This is a genomic window from Streptomyces sp. NPDC088923 (assembly GCF_044749745.1).
In the GTDB taxonomy this organism is placed as follows: Bacteria; Actinomycetota; Actinomycetes; order Streptomycetales; family Streptomycetaceae; genus Streptomyces.
Map to the genome: position 1 here is coordinate 883,679 of NZ_JBIVIO010000002.1, position 22,705 is coordinate 906,383.

The 22,705-nt window shown below is 71.6% G+C and carries 18 protein-coding genes; 10 read left to right on the top strand and 8 right to left on the bottom strand.

The features are described 5' to 3' along the window. The first annotated feature begins 79 nt into the window (after positions 1-79). Together ACIP4O_RS15100 and ACIP4O_RS15105 are read left to right on the top strand one after the other, a co-directional pair. On the top strand, positions 80-1,882 hold the full coding sequence (locus ACIP4O_RS15100) for an ABC transporter permease (protein WP_401574861.1): 1,803 nt from the start codon (positions 80-82) through the stop codon (positions 1,880-1,882). After that, positions 1,882-3,033, top strand: coding sequence for an ABC transporter ATP-binding protein (locus tag ACIP4O_RS15105; RefSeq protein WP_401574862.1), 1,152 nt, complete (start codon positions 1,882-1,884; stop codon positions 3,031-3,033). Before ACIP4O_RS15100 ends, ACIP4O_RS15105 begins: the two co-directional genes overlap by 1 nt. A 169-nt stretch (positions 3,034-3,202) precedes the next feature. Here ACIP4O_RS15105 and ACIP4O_RS15110 read toward each other — a convergent pair whose 3' ends face one another. From ACIP4O_RS15110 to ACIP4O_RS15130, 5 genes are all read right to left on the bottom strand, one after another. Then, positions 3,203-3,619, bottom strand: a complete 417-nt coding sequence (locus tag ACIP4O_RS15110; protein ID WP_401574863.1) for a VOC family protein — start codon at positions 3,617-3,619, stop codon at positions 3,203-3,205. A 184-nt stretch (positions 3,620-3,803) separates the two neighbouring features. Then, positions 3,804-4,949, bottom strand: a complete 1,146-nt coding sequence (locus tag ACIP4O_RS15115) for a hypothetical protein (protein ID WP_401574864.1) — start codon at positions 4,947-4,949, stop codon at positions 3,804-3,806. Beyond that, positions 4,931-5,683 carry an ABC transporter ATP-binding protein gene (locus tag ACIP4O_RS15120; RefSeq protein WP_401574865.1) on the bottom strand — a complete coding sequence of 251 codons (753 nt, stop codon included), beginning with the start codon at positions 5,681-5,683 and terminating at the stop codon, positions 4,931-4,933. Before ACIP4O_RS15120 ends, ACIP4O_RS15115 begins: the two co-directional genes overlap by 19 nt. Positions 5,684-6,417: 734 nt before the next feature. Further along, positions 6,418-7,797 (bottom strand): aspartate aminotransferase family protein, encoded by a 1,380-nt coding sequence (locus ACIP4O_RS15125; RefSeq protein ID WP_401574866.1) that lies wholly within the window; start codon positions 7,795-7,797, stop codon positions 6,418-6,420. Next, positions 7,782-8,270 carry an Lrp/AsnC family transcriptional regulator gene (locus ACIP4O_RS15130; protein ID WP_164287311.1) on the bottom strand — a complete coding sequence of 163 codons (489 nt, stop codon included), beginning with the start codon at positions 8,268-8,270 and terminating at the stop codon, positions 7,782-7,784. The genes ACIP4O_RS15125 and ACIP4O_RS15130 overlap by 16 nt, the downstream gene beginning before the upstream one ends. Positions 8,271-8,488: 218 nt before the next feature. On the opposite strand from ACIP4O_RS15130, the gene ACIP4O_RS15135 reads away from it, so the two are divergent. Then, entirely contained in the window at positions 8,489-9,925 is a 1,437-nt protein-coding gene (locus tag ACIP4O_RS15135) for a gamma-aminobutyraldehyde dehydrogenase (protein WP_401574867.1), read from the top strand. A 569-nt stretch (positions 9,926-10,494) separates the two neighbouring features. Next, the gene (locus tag ACIP4O_RS15140) at positions 10,495-11,688 is read left to right on the top strand and encodes a spermidine/putrescine ABC transporter substrate-binding protein (RefSeq protein WP_401574868.1); all 1,194 of its coding nucleotides are present in this window, start codon (positions 10,495-10,497) and stop codon (positions 11,686-11,688) included. Here ACIP4O_RS15140 and ACIP4O_RS15145 read toward each other — a convergent pair. Both ACIP4O_RS15145 and ACIP4O_RS15150 read right to left on the bottom strand, forming a co-directional pair. After that, positions 11,630-12,373, bottom strand: coding sequence for a glycerophosphodiester phosphodiesterase (locus ACIP4O_RS15145; RefSeq protein ID WP_401574869.1), 744 nt, complete (start codon positions 12,371-12,373; stop codon positions 11,630-11,632). The genes ACIP4O_RS15140 and ACIP4O_RS15145 overlap by 59 nt on opposite strands. A gap of 20 nt (positions 12,374-12,393) precedes the next feature. Further along, positions 12,394-13,428 carry an adenosine deaminase gene (locus ACIP4O_RS15150; RefSeq protein ID WP_401574870.1) on the bottom strand — a complete coding sequence of 345 codons (1,035 nt, stop codon included), beginning with the start codon at positions 13,426-13,428 and terminating at the stop codon, positions 12,394-12,396. Positions 13,429-14,509: 1,081 nt separating this feature from the next. On the opposite strand from ACIP4O_RS15150, the gene ACIP4O_RS15155 reads away from it, so the two are divergent. Then, positions 14,510-14,788: a DUF4190 domain-containing protein gene (locus ACIP4O_RS15155; protein WP_401574871.1), complete on the top strand. Its 279-nt coding sequence runs from the start codon at positions 14,510-14,512 to the stop codon at positions 14,786-14,788. 358 nt (positions 14,789-15,146) lie between these two features. Here the strand turns inward: ACIP4O_RS15155 and ACIP4O_RS15160 are convergent, their stop codons facing one another. Continuing rightward, a complete protein-coding gene (locus tag ACIP4O_RS15160; protein ID WP_401574872.1) occupies positions 15,147-15,782 on the bottom strand; it encodes an NADAR family protein in 636 nt (211 codons plus the stop codon). Positions 15,783-15,980: 198 nt separating this feature from the next. On the opposite strand from ACIP4O_RS15160, the gene ACIP4O_RS15165 reads away from it, so the two are divergent. From ACIP4O_RS15165 to ACIP4O_RS15185, 5 genes are all read left to right on the top strand, one after another. Beyond that, positions 15,981-17,495: a gamma-aminobutyraldehyde dehydrogenase gene (locus ACIP4O_RS15165; protein ID WP_401574873.1), complete on the top strand. Its 1,515-nt coding sequence runs from the start codon at positions 15,981-15,983 to the stop codon at positions 17,493-17,495. A 60-nt stretch (positions 17,496-17,555) separates the two neighbouring features. Then, positions 17,556-18,830, top strand: coding sequence for a spermidine/putrescine ABC transporter substrate-binding protein (locus ACIP4O_RS15170; RefSeq protein WP_401574874.1), 1,275 nt, complete (start codon positions 17,556-17,558; stop codon positions 18,828-18,830). 421 nt (positions 18,831-19,251) lie between these two features. Then, positions 19,252-20,445 carry an ABC transporter ATP-binding protein gene (locus ACIP4O_RS15175; RefSeq protein ID WP_401574875.1) on the top strand — a complete coding sequence of 398 codons (1,194 nt, stop codon included), beginning with the start codon at positions 19,252-19,254 and terminating at the stop codon, positions 20,443-20,445. Next, a complete protein-coding gene (locus ACIP4O_RS15180; RefSeq protein WP_401574877.1) occupies positions 20,442-21,401 on the top strand; it encodes an ABC transporter permease in 960 nt (319 codons plus the stop codon). The genes ACIP4O_RS15175 and ACIP4O_RS15180 overlap by 4 nt, the downstream gene beginning before the upstream one ends. Continuing rightward, positions 21,401-22,297: an ABC transporter permease gene (locus tag ACIP4O_RS15185; RefSeq protein ID WP_401574879.1), complete on the top strand. Its 897-nt coding sequence runs from the start codon at positions 21,401-21,403 to the stop codon at positions 22,295-22,297. Before ACIP4O_RS15180 ends, ACIP4O_RS15185 begins: the two co-directional genes overlap by 1 nt. The last annotated feature ends 408 nt before the right edge of the window (positions 22,298-22,705 follow it).

The window sequence follows — 22,705 nt, forward strand, 5'->3', positions numbered from 1 at the left end:
CGAGGGACCCGTACGCGGCGTACGTCGCGGGGACACGTCGCGACGTCCCGCGCGACGTCGCCTCGCCGCGGCACGTCCCGTGACGCGACGTCGCGTCACCGTGCTGCTCCTCGTCGCGGGGCCCACCCTCTTCTTCGGCCTGTTCTTCGGCTATCCCGTCGCGGCGATCGTGGGTCGTGGGCTGCACACCTCGGCGGGGTGGCAGCTCGGCGCCGTCGCCGATGTCCTGGGGCGACGCGACATACGCGACGTGCTCTGGTTCACCACGTGGCAGGCACTGGCGTCCACGGCGCTCACCCTCCTCCTCGCCCTGCCCGGGGCGTACGTCTTCGCGCGCTTCGCTTTTCCCGGGAAAGGCGTGCTGCGCGCCGTCGTCACAGTGCCGTTCGTTCTGCCCACAGTCGTGGTCGGCAGTGCATTCCTCGCCGTGCTCGGACGCGGCGGGCTGTTGGACGAGCTGTGGGGTGTACGGCTCGACACGACGGTGTGGGCGATCCTCGCGGCCCACGTCTTCTTCAACTACTCCGTCGTGGTGCGCACGGTGGGCGGTTTGTGGGCGCAGTTGGACACGCGGCAGGAGGACGCCGCGCGCACCCTGGGCGCTTCGCGCTGGCGGGCCTGGCGGGCGGTCACGCTGCCGGCGCTCGCTCCCGCCGTGGCGTCGGCGGCGTTGATGGTGTTCCTGTTCACCTTCACGTCTTTCGGGATCGTGCAGATCCTCGGGGGCCCGGGCTACTCGACGCTGGAGGTGGAGATCTACCGGCAGACGGCGCAGCTGCTCGATCTCTCCACGGCAGCGGTGCTGACGCTCGTCCAGCTGGGCGCGGTCGTCATGGTGCTGGCCCTCCACGCGTGGGTGGTGCGCAGGGGGGAGAGCACGTTGCGGCTCGTGGACCCGTCGCGTACGGCGCGGCGGCCACGCGGCGTGGCGCAGTGGACGCTGCTCAGCGGCGTCCTGGGCGTCGTCGCGGTACTTCTCGTACTGCCGCTCGCCGTGCTCGTCCTGCGCGCCTTCGACGCCCCGGACGGCTTCGGGCTGACCTACTTCCGGGCTCTTGGCTCCTCCGACGGAGGGGCTTTTCTCGTCGCTCCCATCGCGGCGGTTGGCAACTCTCTGCGCTACGCGGCCGTGGCGACGCTGATCGCCCTCGTCGTCGGCGGACTCGCCGCCGTCGCGCTCAGCCGGGAGCGACGCGGGAAGGACGGCCGGCCGGGCGGCATGTCGCGGTTGCTGCGCGGCTTCGACGCCCTGCTGATGCTGCCGCTCGGAGTCTCGGCGGTCACCGTGGGCTTCGGGTTCCTCATCGCACTCGACGAGCCTCCACTCGATCTGCGCGCGTCCTGGATTCTCGTCCCGCTCGCCCAGGCGCTCGTGGGTGCGCCGTTCGTCGTACGGACGATGCTTCCCGTGCTGCGCGCCGTCGACCAACGGCTGCGCGACGCCGCGTCGGTGCTCGGGGCGTCGCCCTGGCGGGTGTGGTGGGAGGTGGATCTGCCGCTGGTGCGCCGCGCGGTGCTGGTGGCCGCCGGCTTCGCCTTTGCCGTGTCACTGGGCGAGTTCGGCGCCACCGTCTTCCTCGCCCGCCCCGACAACCCGACGTTGCCCGTCGCCGTCGCCCGTCTCCTCGGGCGCCCCGGCGACCTGAACTACGGGCAGGCCATGGCGCTCTCCACCGTCCTCATGCTGGTGTGCGTCGTCTCCCTGCTCGTCCTGGAACGACTGCGTCCGCGCGATCCACATGACGGCGGCACGCCCCGGTCCGCCCGGGGGCGGACCGACGCGCCCGTCGCCGCCGATCCGCGCCCGGCTTCGACACGGCGCCCGGACGTCGCACTCACTGCCCCCGCCAAGGGGCCCCGTACGAAGGAGAGGCCGCACTGATGACGCGCTTCAGTCGTGCACGTCGCGAGGACGCTGTCGAAGCTCCGGCGCGCGAGGAGGGTTCGGCGCGGGCCGCGACGTCGCGCGTCGTGCACGCTCCACGACAGGAGGCCGAGGGCGGGGCGGCGTTGCGCGTCGAACGTGTCACGGTGGGTTTCGGAAACGGACGGCCGGCGCTCGACGCGGTGGATCTGTCGGTGCGCGCGCACGAGGTGGTCTGCGTCCTGGGGCCCAGCGGGAGCGGGAAGTCGACGCTGCTGCGCGCCGTCGCGGGCTTGCAGCCGCTCGATGCGGGGAGCGTGTGGCTCGGGGGCGAAGACCAGCGCGACGTGCCGGTGCACCGGCGCGGTGTGGGGCTCATGTTCCAGGACCACCAGCTCTTCCCGCAGCGCGACGTAGCGGGCAACGTCGCGTTCGGCCTGCGCATGCGACGCGTGCCGGCCGGTGTCCGCGAGGCGCGCGTGGCCGAGTTGCTCTCCCTCGTCGGGCTGGCCGACGCGGGGCACCGCGGCGTCGGTTCTCTCTCGGGCGGCGAGCAGCAGCGCGTCGCCCTGGCGCGCGCGCTCGCACCACGACCGAGCCTGCTCATGCTCGACGAGCCCTTCGGGCAACTCGACAGGACGCTGCGCGAACGGCTCGTACTGGAGCTGCGCGAACTGTTCACCGTGCTGGGCACCACGGTGCTCGCCGTGACGCATGATCAGGGCGAGGCGTTCGCCCTCGCCGACCGCGTCGTCATCATGCGCGACGGGGCGATCGCGCAGTCCGGGGCGCCGCTCGATGTCTGGGGGCATCCCGCCGATTCCTTCGTGGCGCGTTTCCTCGGCTTCGGCAACCTGGTGCCGGCACGGATCACGGGACGTGCCGCGGAGACACCGTGGGGGCGGTTGCCGCTTGGGGAGGGCACCGCGGGCGGGGCGGGGGAGCGCACGGTGCTCGTACGGCCCGGGGGAGTCCGTCTTGTCGCGGAGGCGGACGGCCTTTCGTGCGAGGTCGTGGCACGGACTTTCCACGGCACTCATGTCTCGGTGCGGCTGCGCCCCCACGACGCGCCGGAGATCGAGGCGACGTGCGCGTTGCGCAAGGCGCCGGAGCGCGGGGACCGGGTAGGCGTCGTCTTCGACGCGCAGGACGTCGTGGTGCTGGACTGAGCGCGACGTCGATGCAACGTCGCGCGTCATGGCGCGTGCCCATGTCGCGCGCCGCGTCGTGGCGGACGCGGCGCGCGACGTAGGTGGCCCTGGTGCGACGTCGCGGGCGCCGCACGTCGCCTGACGCGACGTCGCGTGTTTCACCCCGTGCGACGCGACGTGGCGTGACTCACTCCTGGACCTGCGCCGGGTCCATCCACACGATCTCCCAGACGTGCCCGTCGGGGTCGGTGAAGGAGCGGCCGTACATGAAGCCGTGGTCCTCGGCCTCGCGCGCGGGGCTGCCGCCCGAGGCGAGCGCGCGGTCGGCGAGCATGTCGGCCTCCTCGCGGCTGCGCGCACTGAGCGTCAGCAGCACCTCGGTCGTCGCCGTGGCGTCCGCGGGCGTCTTGCCGGCCGGCGTGTACTGCGCGAAGCGCTCACGCGTGTGGAGCATCGCGATGATCGTGTCGCTGATGACCACGCTCGCGGTCTGCTCGTCGCTGAACTGTTCGTTGAGGCGGAAGCCGAGGTCGGTGAAGAACTTCTTCGAGACGGCGAGATCGTTGACAACGAGGTTGACGAAGATCATCTGCTGGTAGCTCATCAGGTTCTCCTGGTTAGGGAAAGGAAGGCGAGGGCGCGCGTAAACGCCACGGGCATGCCGCGTCAGGCGCCGCGACGTACCCGGGCGCCGCGACGTACCGGGCTCCGTATGCCGGTGATGACCGCCGCGCATGAAGGAACTCATCGGTGTCGCGCTGATGCGTTCGGTGCGGGCGGCGTAGGGGTCAGTGGCCGACCGGCAACGTCGCGAGCAACGCGACGGCCCACGTCAGTGCGAGCAGGGCGAGCAGTACGGCGCCCGCACGAACGACCACGGCCGTCCGGAGCGTCGCGGCGGGGGTCCCCGACTGCGCGAGCGCCGCGGTGATGTCCGTTCGGGCCTGACGGGACTCGACGGCGGCCAGCAGTAGTCCGATCGCGGCGCAGCCCACCACGAGGCCGATGCCGAGCGCCGTGAGTGGTTCCGTCGCCTTGTACGTCGCGTCGCCGCCGTACGCCGCGGCGAGCGCCGCACCCACCGCGACCGCGACGCCGAGGGGGCGGCCGATGCGCCGTGCCTCCTCCTGGAGGCCGCGCCCCGCGAGGAGGCGTACGGCACCGGGGCGGCCCGATTGCAGCAGCCTGCCGCACAGCCATGTGATCCCCGGGCCGGCGACGGCGAGTCCCGCGCCGATCAGCGCCCATCCGGCCACGACACCGCCCGGAACGCCGCCGCGTCCCGCGAGTGCCTTGGCGGAGAGGTCGACCGTTCCCTCGCCGAGCGTGGCACGTACGGCGAACCCGGCCGCGAGCAGCGCGACGCCCCAGGGCAGGCCCGGAGGTGCCGACGTCGCGGGCGGCGTGACGCGCGCCGCTCCCGACGCGGCGGGCACCGGAGTGAGGGCCCCGGTTGCCACCGCGGTCGTGACCGGGACGAGGGAGAGGAGCGTGATGACGGCCGCGACAGGGATGTCGAAGCCTGTGCCCAGCGCCTTCGCGGCACCGTCGCCCAGGGGCTGGACGCCCAGGCTGCCACGGCCCAGAAGGAAGAACAGCAAGGCGACGACGGAGCCCAGGGCGCAAAACACCGCGGTGGCCGTCCCCGTGAGCAGGCGCAGACCGCGAGGGGAGAGGCCGTAGGGCGGCCGGCCGCCTTCGGGACGGAGCGCGGGGTCGGTGCGGGAGACGGCGATCGCGACGTACACGGTGGCGGCCAGGGGGACGAGGCACCACGCGAGCCGCCGGACCGAGCTTGCCGCGCCGTCGTGTGACAGGGCGTGCCCGAGAGCGGCCAGGAGGAGAAAGCCGGTGCCTGCCGACGCCGCGCTCACGAGGAGACGCCGCGCTTGAACGAGCGGCCTGCCGCCGCGTACTAGACGGAGACTGAGCACGTCGCCTTCCCCTCTTCCGTACCGGGAACGTCGCCGGAGACAGGCATCGCGCGGGCGAGGCGTCCGTCGCGCAGGGAGATGGAGCGGTCGGTAAGATCGGCCGCTTCGTCGCCGTGGGTCGTGAGGACCATGCTGATGCCGTGCGTGCGCGCCGCGGTGACGAGGGTGCGCAACAGGACGGCGCGGTCGGCCGAGTGGAGCGTGGCGGTCGGCTCGTCGGCGAAGAGCAACGCCGGGGTGCCGGTGAGCGCGCGGGCCATCGCGACGCGACGTTGCTCCAGGTGGCTGAGCGCGTGGGGGCGGCGTCGCGCGCAGTGGGCGACGTCGAGGCGTTCCAGCCACTCCGTCGCGACGTCGCGTGCCGCGCGGTGCGGGACGCCGCGCAGGAGGAGAGGCAACGCGGCGTTCTCCCAGGCGGTGAGCTCGGGGGAGAGGTGCGGCTTCTCCTCCAGCCAGCCGAAGTGGTCGCGCCGTACGCGTGCGCGCCGCGCCGTCGACATGTCGTGGAGGGCCGCGCCGTCGAACCAGATGCCGCCCTGGTCGGGGCAGACCATGCCGGCGAGACAGCGCAGCAAGGTGGAGCGACCGCTGCCGCGTGGTCCGCCCACGGCGAGGATCTCACCGTGTCGCAGGCTGAGCGTCACGTCGCTCAGCACGGGGGAGCCGTGACGGGTCACGTGCAGGCCCTCGGCCCGCAGCACGTCGTCGGCCGGGGATGGCGAGGGGGCAGCCATGCAGTGCACCTCAGTTCCGCTCGGGGCCGTCGGATTCGGGACGGCGTCGCGCGGTCGCCGCGACGGTGCCGTGCCGCGTGGCGCGGGGCGGCGGGCTGACGTCGCGTTCGTACGCAGCCGTCGCGCGGAGCGCGTTGTTCGTCCCTAAATCGCCTGGAACGTAACACGCGAGGTGCGGCGTCGCGCGCCATCCGGCGCACGGCGCGACGGTGGGACGTCGCGACGTCGCGCGGCGCGGGTGTGTGGCGGACGGGGCGACGGGTTCTGCGGCGCGACGTCCGCCCGTCACGTAGCGCTGGGGCGGTGGGGACGTGGCGGTCGGCGGCGGCACGTCGCGTGCGTGGCGGCCACCTCACGTCGCGTGCGCGTGGCTACGTCGCACGTCGCGTGCGTCCCGTCGGTGCTGCGACGTCGCGTAGGGGGCACAACGTCGCGTAGGCGGCGTGTAGGGGACCGGACGTCGCGTACCGGCCCTGCGTCGCGTGACACGTCGCGGTCGGCGCCGTCGTGCCGCGTACCGGATTGCCGCCACGTCGCGTCGCCCCACGTCGCGTCGCCTCGCGCCCACGACGTCGCGTCGCCCTACGTCGCCTCGCGCCCCCCGACGCCGCGTGCCACGCCGTTCCCCCCACGCCGCGTCGCCCTACGCCTCGCGCCGCGAAAACACCTCGGCCCCGCTCTCACCCGTAAGAGTGAGTCGGGGCCGGGGTGGCGTGCGTGTGTGGTGGGGCGGGTCAGATCTTCGTCCACGCCTCGGTGAGGACCTGGCGGACGATGCCCTCGATCTCGTCGAAGGTGGACTGATCGGAGACGAGCGGGGGCGAGAGCTGGATGACCGGGTCGCCGCGGTCGTCAGCGCGGCAGTACAGGCCGTACTCGTAGAGCTTCTTGGAGACGAAGCCGTAGAGGATGCGCTCGCTCTCCTCGTCGGTGAAGGTCTCCTTGGTGGCCTTGTCCTTGACCAGCTCGATGCCGTAGAAGAAGCCGTTGCCGCGGACGTCGCCGACGATGGGGAGGTCGCGGAGCTTGTTCAGGGTGCCGAGGAAGGCGGCCTCGTTGTCGAGGACGTGCTGATTGAGGTTCTCGCGCTCGAAGATGTCGAGGTTGGCGAGGGCGACGGCGGCGGAGACGGGGTGGCCGCCGAAGGTGTAGCCGTGCAGGAAGGTGTTGTCGCCCTGGTAGAAGGGCTCCGCGAGGCGGTCGGAGATGATGCAGGCGCCTATCGGCGAGTAGCCGGAGGTCATGCCCTTCGCGCAGGTGATCATGTCCGGCACGTAGTCGAACTTGTCGCACGCGAACATCGTGCCGAGGCGGCCGAAGGCGCAGATCACCTCGTCCGAGACGAGGAGGACGTCGTACTGGTCGCAGATCTCGCGTACGCGCTGGAAGTAGCCGGGCGGCGGCGGGAAGCAGCCGCCGGCGTTCTGGACCGGTTCGAGGAAGACGGCCGCGACCGTCTCGGGACCCTCGAAGAGGATCTGCTGTTCGATCTGGTCGGCGGTCCAGCGGCCGAACGCCTCGGGGTCGTCCCCGTGGATCGGCGCGCGGTAGATGTTGGTGTTCGGGACCTTGTGCGCGCCCGGTACGAGCGGCTCGAACGGCGCCTTGAGCGCGGGCAGCCCGGTGATCGAGAGCGCGCCCTGCGGCGTGCCGTGGTAGGCGACGGCGCGCGAGATGACCTTGTGCTTGGTCGGCTTGCCGGTCAGCTTGAAGTACTGCTTCGCGAGCTTCCAGGCGGTCTCGACGGCCTCGCCGCCGCCCGTCGTGAAGAAGACCTTGTTGAGGTCGCCCGGGGCGTGGTGGGCCAGGCGTTCGGCGAGCTGGATCGCGGAGGGGTGCGCGTAGGACCAGACGGGGAAGAACGCGAGGTCCCTCGCCTGACGGTGCGCCGCCTCGGCCAGCTCGGCGCGCCCGTGACCGGCCTGGACAACGAAGAGGCCCGCCAGGCCGTCCAGGTAGCGCTTGCCCTGGTCGTCGTAGATGTAGGTGCCCTCGCCCCGCACGATCGTGGGGACGGGCGCGTTCTCGTACGACGACATGCGGGTGAAGTGCATCCACAGGTGGTCGTACGCGGTTCGGGAGAGGTCCTTGCTCACGGCTATCGGGTTCCCCACATGTAGGTCTGCTTCTTGAGCTTGAGGTAGACGAAGCTCTCGGTGGAACGCACTCCGGGGAGGGTGCGGATCCGTCTGTTGATCACATCGAGAAGGTGGTCGTCGTCCTCGCACACGATCTCGGCCAGCAGGTCGAAGGAGCCGGCGGTGAGTACGACGTACTCGACCTCCTGCATCGCGGCGAGCGCGTCGGCCACGGGATCGAGGTCGCCCTCGACATTGATCCCGACCATCGCCTGCCGCCGGAAGCCCACGGTGAGCGGGTCGGTGACCGCGACGATCTGCATGACGCCCTGATCGAGCAGCTTCTGCACGCGCTGGCGCACCGCCGCCTCGGAGAGGCCCACGGCCTTGCCGATCGCGGCGTACGGGCGTCTGCCGTCCTCCTGGAGTTGTTCGATGATCGCCAGCGAGACGGCATCGATCGAGGAGCTGCCGCTACCGGTCCTGGATTCTGAGCTGCGACTGACCACGCCCTCACTCTGCCTGAGGACTCCGCAGTTCCGCAAGCTCGAATCGATGAAATCCGTTGTTCATGGGCATTGAAAACACCGATTCCGTAGCGGACGGGGAGTGGGTGTGTCGAAAGCGTCGCCCTAGCGGCTAGGGTGGGTGTCTCAGGCTTTGGACACGGAGCTGTGGACAGGGAGCCCGGGGCACCGGACTTCGGACACCGACAGGAGGGCCGGCAGTGACCACCGAACCGCGCCGACTGCGCAACTACATCAACGGCGAGTTCCGCGACGCCGCGGACGGCGCGACCACGCAGGTCGTGAACCCGGCCACCGGCGAGGCATATGCGACGGCGCCCCTGTCGCGTGCCGCGGACGTGGACGCCGCGATGGACGCCGCCGCCGCGGCGTTCCCGTCGTGGCGCGACGCGACGCCCGCGGAACGGCAGCGCGCGCTGCTGAAGATCGCCGACGCCTTCGAAGAACGCGCCGAGGAACTCATCGCCGCCGAGGTCGAGAACACCGGAAAGCCGGTCGGGCTCACCCGCAGCGAGGAGATCCCGCCGATGGTGGACCAGATCCGCTTCTTCGCGGGCGCCGCGCGCATGCTCGACGGGCGCTCGGCGGGCGAGTACATGGAGGGGCTCACGTCCTTCGTACGGCGCGAGCCGATCGGCGTCTGCGCGCAGGTCGCGCCGTGGAACTATCCGATGATGATGGGCGTCTGGAAATTCGCCCCGGCGCTCGCGGCGGGCAACACCGTCGTCCTCAAGCCCTCGGACACGACGCCCGCGTCGACCGTCCTGATGGCCGAGATCATCGGCTCCGTGCTGCCCGACGGCGTCTTCAACGTCGTGTGCGGCGACCGCGACACGGGACGTCTCATGGTCGAGCACGACACGCCGGCCATGGCATCCATCACCGGCTCCGTGCGCGCCGGGACGGAGGTCGCGGGCTCGGCGGCCAAGGACCTCAAGCGCGTCCACCTCGAACTGGGCGGCAAGGCCCCCGTCGTCGTCTTCGACGACGCCGATCTCGCGAAGGCCGTCGAGGGCATCTCCGAGGCCGGCTACTTCAACGCCGGCCAGGACTGCACCGCCGCGACGCGCGTCCTGGTGCACGAGTCGGTGCACGACGAGTTCGTCGCCGCGCTCGCCAAGGCCGCGGCCGAACTGCGCACCGCGGGGCCCGACGACGAGGACGCCTTCTACGGGCCGCTCAACAACGCCAACCAGCTCGCGCAGGTCAGCGGTTTCATCGACCGGCTGCCCGCGCACGCCAAGGTCGAGACCGGCGGACGCCGCGTCGGCGACAAGGGCTACTTCTACGCGCCGACCGTCGTCTCCGGGCTGCGCCAGGACGACGAGATCATCCAGAACGAGGTCTTCGGGCCCGTCATCACGGTGCAGTCCTTCACCGACGAGGCGCAGGCCCTCGCGTACGCGAACGACGTCGAGTACGCCCTCGCCTCGTCCGTCTGGACGAAGGACCACGCGCGCGCCATGCGGATGTCCAAGTCGCTCGACTTCGGCTGCGTGTGGATCAACACGCACATCCCGCTCGTCGCGGAGATGCCGCACGGCGGCTTCAAGAAGTCCGGCTACGGCAAGGACCTGTCGCTGTACGGCTTCGACGACTACACGCGCGTCAAGCACGTGATGACGTCGCTCGACTGAGGCGGGGTTCTCGGGGGGAGTGGAGGCGGGGCGCGTCCGGGTTGGAGGGCGCGTCCCGCTTCTGAGAGGGGGGACGGCTCGTGTCGCGCTGGGGCGCGGTGCGGGCCGTTCTTGGTGGGGGGCGGGGCGGGGCGGTTCGGTGCGGGACGGGGGTGGGTGCGGCAGCGCGGTGGGTACGGCGCGTGGCGTTGCGTCGTCGCGTCCTCGCGTGGTGGGTGGGGACGTCGCGTGGGAGCGGAGTGACGTCGCGTGGGGCGGGCGTCGTCGCGTGGGGGCGGAGTGACGTCGCGTGAGGAGGCCCGACGTCGCGGAGGTACGGGGCGAGCTCTGGGAGGCGCGGCGTGGGCCGCGTCGTAGCGCCGCGTCGTCCCGGGCGTTCGTCGCGTCGTACCCGTACCGCCATCGACACTGTGTCTTCCCCGCGCTGCCCTGTGAGGACGCGACGTCGATTGCCGTCGGCGTGTGACGCGCGTCATGCTGCGCGCGTGCCGAAGCCATCGATACCCCGGTCCTTTCCCGCCGACTTCGCCGCGACGTCGCGTACGTCCCGGGCGGCGTCCCCGTCGCGCATGCGGGGAACGTCGCGTGCGCCGCGCGGCGTTCCGACGCGACGTGCCGTCCTGCGCGGCGGCGTCGCGGCGGCGGGGCTGCTGGGGCTCGGCGCGTGCGGCGTTCCCGCGGCGTACGTCGCGCCGGCGGACCGTACGGTCGCGGACCGGTCCGCGCGCGAGCATGTACTCGACTTCGCCAACTGGCCGCTCTACATCGACACCGACGACAGCGGACGGCACCGCCCCACGCTCGACGCCTTCACGCGACGTACCGGCATCCGTGTGCACTACACCGAGGAGATCAACGACAACGACGAGTTCTTCGGCAAGGTCAGCCCCTCGCTGATGAACCATCAGCCCACCGGCCGGGACCTGATCGTCATCAGCGACTGGATGTGTGCCCGCTTCGTACGTCTCGGCTGGGTGCAGGAGATGGACCGCGGCCGGCAGCCGAACGTCGCGCGCCACCTCGACCCCTCGCTGCGCGACCCGGCGTTCGACCCGGGGCGCCGCTGCACGGTGCCGTGGCAGTCGGGCATCACGGGCATCGCGTACAACGCCCGCAAGCTCGGCCGCACGCTGCACCACGTGTCCGAGCTGTGGGACGACGACCTCAAGGGACGCGTCACGCTCCTGTCGGGCATGGACGAGGCGTTCGCGCTCCTGATGCAGGGCGAGGGGGTCGACATCACGCGCTGGACGACCGACGACTTCCACCGCATGTGCGATCGCCTCGCACCGCGCGTGCGCGCCGGCCACATCCGCCGTTTCACCGGCAACGACTACATCAAGGACCTGTCCTCGGGCGACGTGCTCGCCTGCCAGGCGTACTCCGGCGACGTGATCCAGCTGCAGGCTGACAACCCCGATATTCGTTTCCTCGTACCGGAGGACGGCGCGGAGCTGTGGGCCGAGTCGCTCATGATCCCCGACCGTGCCGCGCACAAGCGCAACGCCGAACGCCTCATCGACTACTACTACGAGCCCGAGGTCGCCGCGGCGCTTGCCGCGTGGGTCAACTACGTCTGCCCCGTGCCCGCCGCACGCGACGTCCTCGCGGCGTCGAAGGACAAGGAGACCGCCGCGCTCGCCGAGGACCCGCTCATCTTCCCGGACGACGCGACGCGACGTCGCCTCGCCATCGCCCGCGACATCACGGCGCGGGAGCGTCCCGAACTGGCGCGTCGCTGGAGCGAGACGACGGGCGTGTGAGGCCCGCGCGGTCCCGCTCCGCACACGCGACGCCGACGCGGTTGCTCGTCACGGAGTCGACGCCCGCGGCGAGGAGACGACGCAGCGAACGTCGCGTGTCCGGCGTCCAGGCGGAGACGAGGTAGCCGTCGCGGTGCAACGACGCGACGAGCTCGCTGTCGAGGAGACCGAAGCGGTAGTTGAGCCAGCGTGGCCGGACCGCGTCGAGGAGCGCGGGACGCGGCGGGGCGAGCGTCGTCCACGTCAGCGCGATCTCCGCGGCGGGGTCCTGCGCGCGGACGGCGAGCATGGCGTCGGCGCCGGCGCAGTAGTACACGCGCGACGTCGCGCCGCTGTCACGCACGACGCCCAGTACGGCGCGTACGGTGCGCGGCGTCGCGGAGGGCAGGTCGATCATGACGCGACGTCCCGACGTCGCGTCCAGCGCGTCCGCGAGAGAGGGCACGCCGCCCGCCGTGCGCCGCGCGACGTCGGCGGCGGTGACGTCGCTCAGCCGGGCGTCGACCTCCCACAGCCGCGTGAGCGTCGCGTCGTGCAGCAGGAGAGGAACCCCGTCGCGCGTCAGCCGGACGTCCAGCTCCACGGCGTCGGCGCCGCTCGCGAACGCCGAGCGCAGAGAGGCGAGTGTGTTCTCACGGAAACGGTACGGATCGCCGCGATGTCCCACGGCGGTGACGGTGCGCATGAGGGCATGTCATCACAGCGTCAGGGCGCGAGCCAGGCGGCGAGGTACGCGTCGATCTCGGCGTGGAGCCGCGCCTTGCCCACGGCGTCGAGGAACGAGGCTTCGACGGCGTTCTTCGCCAGCTCCGCCAGACCGCGTTCGTCCAGGCCGAGGAGTGAGGCCGCGACGGCGTACTCGTTGTTGAGGTCGGTGCCGAACATCGGCGGATCGTCGCTGTTGATGGTCACGAGGACGCCCGCGTCGACCATCTGCTTGACCGGGTGCTCGGAGAGGTCCGCGACGGCGCGCGTCGCGATGTTGGACGTCGGGCACACCTCCAGCGGGATGCGGTGCTCCGCGAGGTGTGCGAGCAGCCGGGGGTCGCGCACGGCGCTCGTCCCGTGGCCGATGCGCTCCGCCCCCAGCTCGTTGAGCGCGTCCCAGATGGTCTCGGGTCCGGTCGTTTCGCCCGCGTGGGGTACGGAGCGCAGGCCCGCTGCCCGCGCGCGGTCGAAGTACGGCTTGAACTGCGGACGCGGCACCCCGATCTCCGGACCGCCCAGGCCGAAGCTGATGAGTCCGTCGGGGCCCAGCTCCGTCGCGAGGTGCGCCGTCTCCTCGGCCGCGTCGAGCCCCGCTTCGCCGGGGATGTCGAAGGACCAGCGCAGCGCGACGTTCAGCTCCTTCTCCGCGGCGTGGCGCGCGTCCTCGATGGCCTCCATGAAGGCGTGCGCGTCGATGCCACGTCGCGTCGAGCTGTACGGCGTGACGGTCAGCTCCGCGTAGCGGATGTTCTGGCGCGCCATGTCGCGTGCGACCTCGAAGGTCAGCAGCCGGACGTCCTCCGGGGTGCGGATGAGGTCCACGACGGAGAGGTAGACCTCGATGAAGTGCGCGAAGTCCGTGAAGGTGAAGTAGTCCGCGAGCGCCTCGGGCGCCGTGGGCACCCGCGTGTCGCTGTGGCGCGCGGCGAGCGCCGCGACGATGCGCGGCGAGGCGGACCCGACGTGGTGCACGTGCAGCTCTGCCTTGGGCAGACCTGCGATGAAGGTGTGCAGTTCGCTGGAGACGTTCATGGGTCCTCCCGGTCCTTCCCCGGTCAGGGCGGTGGACCGGTCCCGGCGCCGGTCGGGGATCATCGTAGGACGGCGCGCCGTGCGACAGGTGGCCGGGATGCGGGACGACGCGGCATTCCGCCGCGACGTCGGGGCAGGGGGTGCGGCAGCCGATGGGGATGGAGAAGGGGAACGGGTGGACGAGGCGGAGCAGGGCGAAGGGGACGGCGCGCGGCGCGAGGGCGGGGAGCGCGGGAGTCGCTCGGTGGGAGACGTCGCGGAGGGGCGGCGGGATGCGGTGAGCGGCGGGGACGGGGCGGTGGCCTTCGGGGGCGGCGGGGTGTCGGGGCGGGACGAGGCGGAGCGCGGGGACGGGCTGGGGGAGCGGGTTGGGGAGGCGGCGGAGGCGGGCACGGTGCGCGTCCCGGACGTGACGGACACCTTGACGGCGCGTGAGGTTGCGGGGGACGGGGACGGCGGGGATGCGGCTTCGGCCGTGCGTGACGCTGCGGGCTCCTTCCGGGCTCCCGCTTCCTGGCCGGCGCCGCTGCCGGGCACCAGGTCGCCCGACGTCGCGCCGTCAGCCTTCGCCCCGGCCGTCTCCGTCGCTGGGGTCGCGTCGCCGGTACGAGACCCCGCGACGTCCGGACGGGGCGGGGAGCCGGTGCCGGGTATACCCACGTCGCCTGAGGGCCCAGGGTGGGCCGCGTTCGGCTATCCGCTCGCCCACGGCGCGTTCGGGGGGTCGGCGCAGGCGGGGTACGCGACGTCGCCTTACGTCGCGCAGTCATCCGTGCCGCCGTCGTACGTCGCGCCGCCCGCGGCTGCTGCGCCGTACGGGCCGTACGCGCCCTACGTGGCACCTGTCGCGCCGTCGATGGCGGCCTTCCCTCCGTCCGTCGGGCTGCCGCACGGCGCGTCGTCCACATCGCACGTCGCGTCGCCGCCGGTTCCGCCGCCGCACGTCGCGTCGTCTGCGTCGCACGTCGCGGCGAGCGGTGCGTCGCCAAGGGCCGCCGGGCCGGCGCGTGCCGCCCTCTCACTCGGGGTCGTCGCGCTCCTCGCCTACGGACTCGCTTTCCCCCTCGATGCCGAGGGGGCCGTGGCATTTTGGTTTCTCGGCCTCGTGACGGGGGTGCTCGCCGTCGTGTGGGGCGCGGTGGGAACGGGGCGCGCGCGGCGCGCGGGCGGGCCGGGGCGTGGGATGTCGCTGGCAGGCCTGGTGTGCGGGGTCGTCGGGCTGGTGGCCGGGCTCGCTGTCCTGGTGGCGGCCTTCGTGCTCGCGGTGGGGGAGGAGGACGCGGACGGCGGAGCGACGCACGAGTACCACGCGCGGGCGCCGTTCGACGCGGCGAGCGGGTGGCACGCGACGTCGCGCTGATCCGTAGCGACGCGACGTCACGCACACGCCGCGCCGACACTTCGCCCCGACGTCGGGTACGCGCGCCGCGCAGCCGTTACGTCGCGACGTCGCGTACGCGTCGCACAGTCATTACGCCGCGACGTCGCGTACGCGCCGCGTAGTAATCACGCCGCGATGTCGCCTATACATCGCATCAGCGCCGCGTTCCGACCTCGCGCCCCGACGCCCCGTCACGCGTCCTCTTACGCTGCGTGGCCCGCCCCCTGACGTCGCGTCGTCCCCCCAAGCTCGCGTCGCGCCCCCCGCCGCGTCGTGTCCGTCCCTTCGCGTCGCCCCAGTCCCCTCGCGTCGCCCCCGCCCGGCCCCCCGCGCCCCCCTACCCCTCCCCGCGCAAGATGTCGCGTGCCGCCATCAGCGCGAAGCCGAGGAGGTTCTGCCCGCGCCAGCTCGTCGGCCGGGAGGCGCGGGGGTTGTCGGCGGCGAGGCCGATGCCCCAGATCCGGTCGAGCGGGCTGGCCTCGACGAGCACGCGGTTTCCCGTGCCGAGGAGGAACGCCGTGAGGGCCGGGTCGGCGGAGAACTTGTGCACGCTGCCCTCGACGACGATGCCGAAGCGGTTCCGCTCCCATGTCGCCTCGTCGAAGCCCTGGACGAGGCGACCGGCCGCCTTCGCCTGCGCGGGGCCGCGCGCCGTCAACGCCGCGTGCTCCGCCGCCACGTCGCCGAAGAGCCGTGCCTTGCGCGCCATCATCCAGTGTTCCGCCGTGGCGTACGTCGCGTCGCCGACCGTGAACGGCGCGGGCCACCACTGGCTCAAACACGCCTTGTCGAGGTTCCCGCCGCGCGACGTGTGCCCCCAGAAGTGGAGGAACTTCACGCGACGTCCCCGAGAGGCAGCCCCGTCCGCGCCGGCACCGGAGAGCCCGTCGTCCGCGTCGTGCGCCACGGGCAGCACCGTGCCACGCGCCCGGTCGAGCAACGTCGCGTAGTCCCTGGTCAACTCCTCTTCCATGAGGCGAGTTTCGCAGGCCCGCTCGGCACTTCGTCTTGATTTTCGCGGAAGACTCGACAGGTGGCCGACAGATTTCGTCGTGTAACCAAAAGGCAACAACGGAATCACTTGTTGAAGTGATGGGCCTCTGTCAGGATCGGCACTCACATTGAGCCGGAGCTACGGTGCCGCACTCTCGCGGGGCCGGAGGAGAGCGACATGCGCAACCGCTTCCAGCCACGGGACCACTTCGCCGCGGGTGCCCAGTACATCGATGGCCGCCTCGTCGCGGGAACGTCGGGCAGCGCACAGGATGTCGTGGACCCGGCGAGCGGGCGGACGATCTTCACGTACGAACTCGCGGGACCCGCCGACGTGGACGCCGCGGTCGCCGCCGCGCGCGCGGCCTTCCCCGCGTGGTCCGGCGCGACGCCCGGCGAGCGTTCCGACGTCCTGCACCGCTTCGCGACGGTGCTCGCCGAGCGCGCCGAGGACTTCGCCCAGGCCGAGTCCCTCCAGTGCGGCAAGCCGATCAAGCTCAGCCGCGAGTTCGACGTGCCGGGGACGGTCGACAACACCGTCTTCTTCGCCGGCGCCGCGCGGCACCTCGAAGGACGCGCGGCGGCCGAGTACAGCGGCGACCACACCTCGTACGTACGGCGCGAGGCGATCGGCGTCATCGGCTCCATCGCGCCGTGGAACTACCCCCTTCAGATGGCCGCCTGGAAGATCCTTCCGGCTATCGCGGCGGGGAACACGATCGTGCTCAAGCCCTCCGAGCTGACCCCCTTCACCTCGCTGCTCTTCGCCGAGGCGGCGACGGCCGCGAGTCTCCCCGACGGCGTCGTGAACATCGTCAACGGCGCGGGCCGCGACGCGGGCGAGCGCCTCGTCACGCATCCCGACGTCGCGATGACTTCGTTCACCGGGTCGACGGCGGTGGGCAAGCGCGTCGCGGAACTCGCCACCGGCGGCGTCAGCAGGCTCCACCTCGAACTGGGCGGCAAGGCCCCCTTCGTGGTCTTCGACGACGCGGACCTCGAAGCCGCCGTGCACGGCGCGGTCGCGGCCTCGCTCATCAACGGCGGGCAGGACTGCACCGCCGCGACGCGCGCCTACGTGCAACGCCCCGTCTACGAGCGTTTTGTACGCGACGTCGCGGCGCTCATGGAGACGGTGCGGCTCGGCGACCCCTTCGATCCGGCGACCGACCTCGGGCCGCTCATCAGCCACGCGCACCGCGACCGCGTCGCGGCGTTCGTGGAGCGCGCCCGCGCGACGTCGCGCGTCGTGACCGGCGGCGATGCGCCGGGCGGCGTGCTCAAGGACGGCGCGTACTACCGTCCGACGCTGCTCGCCGACGTCGCGCAGGACAGCGAGGTCGTGCAGTCCGAGATCTTCGGCCCCGTCCTCGTCGTGCTCCCCTTCGACACCGATGACGAGGCGCTGCGGCTCGCCAACGACACGCCGTACGGGCTCGCCGCCTCGGCCTGGACGCGCGACACGTACCGCGCGCACCGTGCCACGCGCGAGATCAAGGCCGGTTGCGTGTGGATCAACGACCACATCCCGATCATCAGCGAGATGCCGCACGGCGGCTACAAGTCCTCGGGCTACGGCAAGGACATGTCCGTGTACTCCTTCGAGGAATACACCCAGGTCAAGCACGTCATGTTCGACAACACAGCCGTGGCGAGAAAGGACTGGCACCGCACCGTCTTCGGGGACCGGTAGCGCAAGCGGCCGGTACCGCTGCCCCCTCATCGAGCAGGCTCACCCGGAAGGGCACAGCGCATGGAACAGTTCGATTCGGATCGACCGCCACCGGGTACGGCGCGTGCGCTGACGCGCGCGGCGCGGGGCGGCTGGACGGGGCGTCGCGGCGCGGCGCCGTGGACACCGGGACGACGCGCCGTACTGCGCGCCGTCGGCGGCGGCGCGCTCGCCGCGGGTGGCCTCGGGGGGCTGAGCGCCTGCGGCATCCCCGCCGCGGCGAAGACGGGCGACGACGCGGTCACCTCCGAGGACCACTCGCGGCAGGAGAAGAGCGTCAACTTCTCCAACTGGACCGAGTACATCGACGTCAGCGACGACAACCGCCACCGCCCTTCGCTGGAAGCCTTCGCGAAGCGCACCGGCGTCAAGGTCAAGTACACCGAGGACATCAACGACAACGTCGAGTTCTTCGGCAAGATCAAGCCACAACTCGCGGCGGGCCAGGACACCGGCCGCGACCTGATCTGCGTCACCGACTGGCTCGCGGCGCGCCTCATACGCTTCGGCTGGGTGCAGAAACTCGATCCCGCCCACCTGCCGCACGCCTACGCCAACCTCGCGCCGCAGTTCCGCAGCCCCGACTGGGACCCGGGCCGGTCCTACTCGTACCCCTGGGCCGGTATCTCGACCTTCATCGCCTACAACGTCAAGGCGACCGGCGGCCGGGAGATCACCTCCGTGTCCCAACTGCTCGACGACCCCAAGCTCAAAGGCAAGGTGGGGCTGCTCTCGGAAATGCGCGACACCGTCGGCATGGTGCTGCTCGACATGGGCAAGGACCCCGGCCGCGTGACGGCGGACCAGTACGACGCGGCGATCGCGCGCATCCAGAAGGCCGTCGACCGCAAACAAGTGCGACGCTTCACCGGCAACGACTACATCGCCGACCTGAGCAAGGGCGACCTCGCCGCCTGTCTCGCCTGGGCCGGCGACGTGGTCCAGCTCCAGGCCGACAGCCCCGACGTGCGCTACGTCATCCCCGATTCCGGCTACATGACCTCGACCGACAACCTCATGGTGCCCAACAAGGCGCGCCACAAGGCCAACGCCGAGAAGCTCATCGACTACTACTACGAACCGCCGGTCGCCGCCCGGCTCGCCGCCTGGATCAACTACGTCTGCCCGGTCGACGGCGTCAAGCCCGAACTGGCGAAGATCGACAAGGACGCGGCCGACAATCCGCTCATCGTCCCCGACCGCGCCATGGCGGCGAAGTCCCACGCCTTCCGTTCGCTCGGGACGAAGGAGGAGACGGCCTATGAGAAGAAGTTCGCCTCCCTGACGGACGGCTGACGCGGCGCGACGTGATGCGACCTGACGCGGCGCGGCACGCGGCGGCAGGGGCGGTACGGCGCGGCACGTGGGCACGTCGCGCGAGGCGGGCGACGCGGCGGCGTACGTCGCGCGGGTACGTCGCGACGTCGCGGGCGGTACGGCGCGTACGCGACGCTCGCGGCGTGCGGCGCGACGTGCCGGTACGCGGCGCGACGTGCCGGTACGCGGCGCGACGTCGTCCCAGAACACGACGCCACGTGAGGCCCGCGCGACGTCGCGCCGATGCGACGTACCCGCGCGACGTCGCCCCCGCACCACCCCGTACGAGAACTGCGCGCCGTCACCGCGCGCCGTCACCGCGCGGCGCCCCCGTCCGGACCCCGCTCGCCCGTCCCCCGAAGGCTCCACCACCGGCACCTCCACCACCGGGATACAGCTCATGACGACCACCACGCCATCCACCGACCAGACGGCCCCGACCGACCGGGGCGGCGCCGTGCGCCTCGAAGGGATCGGGAAGAAGTACGGGAACTTCACGGCGGTACACCCCCTGGACCTGACCGTTCCGCAGGGGTCCTTCTTCGCGCTGCTCGGCGCCTCAGGGTGCGGCAAGACGACGACGTTGCGCATGATCGCGGGCCTGGAGGTGCCGACCTCCGGCTCCGTGCACCTCGGCGACGAGGACGTGACCGCACTGCCGCCGTACCGCCGCCCGGTCAACACGGTGTTCCAGAGCTACGCGCTCTTCCCGCACCTCGACATCTACGAGAACGTCGCGTTCGGCCTGCGACGACGCGGCATCAAGTCGGTGAAGAAGCAGGTGGCCGACATGCTCGACCTCGTCCAGCTCGGCGATTACGCGCGTCGTAAGCCGCACCAGCTCTCCGGCGGCCAGCAGCAGCGTGTCGCCGTGGCCCGCGCGCTCATCAACCGCCCCAAGGTCCTGCTTCTCGACGAGCCCCTCGGCGCCCTCGACCTCAAGCTGCGCCGGCAGATGCAGCTGGAGCTCAAGCGCATCCAGACAGAGGTGGGCATCACCTTCGTGCACGTGACGCACGACCAGGAGGAGGCCATGACGATGGCCGACACCGTCGCGGTCATGAACGCCGGCAGCGTCGAGCAGCTCGGCGCTCCCGAGGACCTCTACGAGACGCCGCGCAGCACCTTCGTGGCCAACTTCCTCGGCACCTCGAACCTCGTCCCCGGCACCGTCGAGGACGCGACGCCGGGCGGCGAAGTCGCGCTGACGTCGCGTGGCACACGCCTCGTCGTCCCCGCCGCGCGCTGCGCCGTACCGCCGCGTGCGGGCGGTGCGCTGCTGCTCGGCGTGCGCCCCGAGAAGGTCTCGCTCGTCCCCGTCGAGGACGAGGCGCGGATACCCGAGGGGCGCAACCGGGTCCGCGGTCGCATCACCGACTCCAGCTTCATCGGGGTCTCGACGCAGTACGTGCTCGATGCCCCCTGCTGCGGGCGCTTCGAGGTGTACGCGCAGAACATCGAGCGCGACGCGCGCCTGACGCCGGGCGCCGAGGTCGTCGCGCACTGGAACCCCGCACACGGCTTCGGGCTCGACGCGGAGCAGGACATCGGCGCGGGCGTCGCCACGGCGGGCAGCGAGGGGGACGCCGCGTGAGTGCCACCGACGCGCCACCCGCGCCGCCCGCCAACCCCCCGGGGCCCGATGACGTCGCGAGCCCCACACCGCCGCGACGTCGCGGTGTCAGGGTGCGCGGCCGCCTCGTCCCGTACTGGCTGCTGCTGCCCGGGATGCTGTGGTTGCTGGTCTTCTTCGCGCTGCCGATGGTCTACCAGGCGTCCACGTCGGTGCAGACCGGCACGCTGGAGGACGGCTTCCGGGTGACGTGGCACTTCGCCACGTACTGGGACGTCTTCAGCGAGTACTGGCCGCAGTTCGTACGCTCCCTCGCGTACGCCGCCGTCGCGACGGTTCTGTGCCTCGCCCTCGGCTACCCGCTCGCGTACCTCATCGCCTTCCGCGCGGGGCGCTGGCGCAACCTGGTGCTCATCCTCGTCATCGCGCCGTTCTTCACGAGCTTCCTCATCCGCACGCTCGCGTGGAAGACGATCCTGGCCGACGGCGGCTTCGTCGTGGACGCGCTCAACACGCTGCACCTCCTGGACGCCACGAGCGCGCTCGGCATCACCGAGGGCGACCGCGTCCTCGCGACCCCGCTCGCGGTCGTCTGCGGGCTCACGTACAACTTCCTGCCCTTCATGATCCTTCCGCTGTACACGTCCCTGGAACGCATCGACCCGAGGCTCCACGAGGCCTCGGGAGACCTGTACGCCGCGCCGTTCACGACCTTCCGGAAGGTGACCTTCCCGCTGTCGCTTCCCGGCGTCGTCTCGGGGACGCTGCTCACGTTCATCCCCGCCGCCGGCGACTACGTCAATGCCGATCTCCTCGGGTCGACGGATACGCGGATGATCGGAAATGTCATTCAGACGCTTTTCCTTCGAGTCCTCGACTACCCGGCCGCCGCCGCCCTCTCCTTCATCCTCATGGCGGCCATCCTCGCGGCCGTCACGGTCTACCTGCGCAAGTCCGGTACGGAGGATTTGATCTGATGAGCACCCGGACCCCTACGGCACACGACGTCGCGCCCGCAGCGCGCCGTACGCCGCGTGACGCCGCGTCGGCGTCGCGTGCGCGCAAGCCTGGTGGACCGCTGCGCGCCGTCCGCCGCAACCTCGTCGTCATCGCCGGGATCTGCACGCTCGCGTACATGATCCTTCCGAATGTCGTCGTGATGATCTTCTCGTTCAACAAGCCCAACGGACGATTCAATTACGAGTGGCAGCGCTTCTCGACCGATGCCTGGACCGACCCCTGCGGCGTCGCCGACATGTGCGGCTCGCTCTCGCTCAGCCTCCAGATCGCGGCCTGGGCGACGCTCGGGGCGACAGTGCTCGGCACGATGATCGCCTTCGCACTCGTGCGGTACCGTTTCCGCGCGCGCGGCGCGGTCAACTCGCTGATCTTCCTGCCCATGGCGATGCCCGAAGTCGTCATGGCCGCGTCGCTGATGACGCTCTTCCTGAACATGGGTGTCCAGTTCGGCTTCTGGACGATCCTGATCGCGCACATCATGTTCTGTCTCAGCTTCGTCGTGACGGCGGTCAAAGCGCGCGTCATGTCCATGGACCCGCGCCTGGAACAGGCCGCGCAGGACCTCTACGCCGGGCCCCTCCAGACCTTCCTGCGCGTCACGCTGCCGATCGCCGCACCGGGCATCGCGGCCGGCGCACTGCTCGCCTTCGCGCTCTCGTTCGACGACTTCATCATCACCAACTTCAACGCCGGCTCCACCGTGACCTTCCCGATGTACGTGTGGGGCTCGGCGCAGCGCGGCACGCCGGTGCAGATCAATGTGATCGGTACCGCCATGTTCGTCGTCGCCGTCCTCGTCGTCCTGGCCGCCATGCTCCTCGGCAGCCGGCGGAAGCGGCGGCAGGGAGGCTGACGCGGCGGGGCGGGGCGTCGGGCGACGGGGGCGTCAGCGTGGCGTCGCGGCGTGTGGCGTCGCTTCGTACGTGGTGTCGCGGCGTACGGGGGAGGCCGTCTGGTTCGCGACGTCGCGCGCCGCGTCGGCGACGCGGGGCCGCCACGTCGCGTACCGCGCCCCGTCCGACCGTCGGCCCGTCGGCCCGTCGCGACGTCGCGACGTCGCGACGTCGCGACGTCGGGGCACGCGTCGCGTACGCCGCGTCGCGACGCACCGCCGCGCGACACGTCCCGCCCCGCGTCCCCGCACGTCGCGCACGTCGCGCGTCGCGTACGCCTCGTAGCGTCGGGGCGTACGGCCCTCGTGTGTCCGCCGGCTCCGACCGGCGCGAGGCACGCGGCAGCGATACCGCACCTTTCACCTTTC

Excerpts from the sequence above, each read along its gene's own strand:
- ACIP4O_RS15110 (WP_401574863.1), bottom strand. The coding sequence starts at position 3,619 with ATGAGCTACCAGCAGATGATCTTCGTCAACCTCGTTGTCAACGATCTC.
- ACIP4O_RS15170 (WP_401574874.1), top strand. The coding sequence starts at position 17,556 with ATGGAACAGTTCGATTCGGATCGACCGCCACCGGGTACGGCGCGTGCG.
- ACIP4O_RS15185 (WP_401574879.1), top strand. The coding sequence starts at position 21,401 with ATGAGCACCCGGACCCCTACGGCACACGACGTCGCGCCCGCAGCGCGC.
- ACIP4O_RS15175 (WP_401574875.1), top strand. The coding sequence starts at position 19,252 with ATGACGACCACCACGCCATCCACCGACCAGACGGCCCCGACCGACCGG.
- ACIP4O_RS15140 (WP_401574868.1), top strand. The coding sequence starts at position 10,495 with ATGCGGGGAACGTCGCGTGCGCCGCGCGGCGTTCCGACGCGACGTGCC.
- ACIP4O_RS15105 (WP_401574862.1), top strand. The coding sequence starts at position 1,882 with ATGACGCGCTTCAGTCGTGCACGTCGCGAGGACGCTGTCGAAGCTCCG.
- ACIP4O_RS15145 (WP_401574869.1), bottom strand. The coding sequence starts at position 12,373 with ATGCGCACCGTCACCGCCGTGGGACATCGCGGCGATCCGTACCGTTTC.
- ACIP4O_RS15165 (WP_401574873.1), top strand. The coding sequence starts at position 15,981 with ATGCGCAACCGCTTCCAGCCACGGGACCACTTCGCCGCGGGTGCCCAG.
- ACIP4O_RS15160 (WP_401574872.1), bottom strand. The coding sequence starts at position 15,782 with ATGGAAGAGGAGTTGACCAGGGACTACGCGACGTTGCTCGACCGGGCG.
- ACIP4O_RS15150 (WP_401574870.1), bottom strand. The coding sequence starts at position 13,428 with ATGAACGTCTCCAGCGAACTGCACACCTTCATCGCAGGTCTGCCCAAG.
- ACIP4O_RS15120 (WP_401574865.1), bottom strand. The coding sequence starts at position 5,683 with ATGGCTGCCCCCTCGCCATCCCCGGCCGACGACGTGCTGCGGGCCGAG.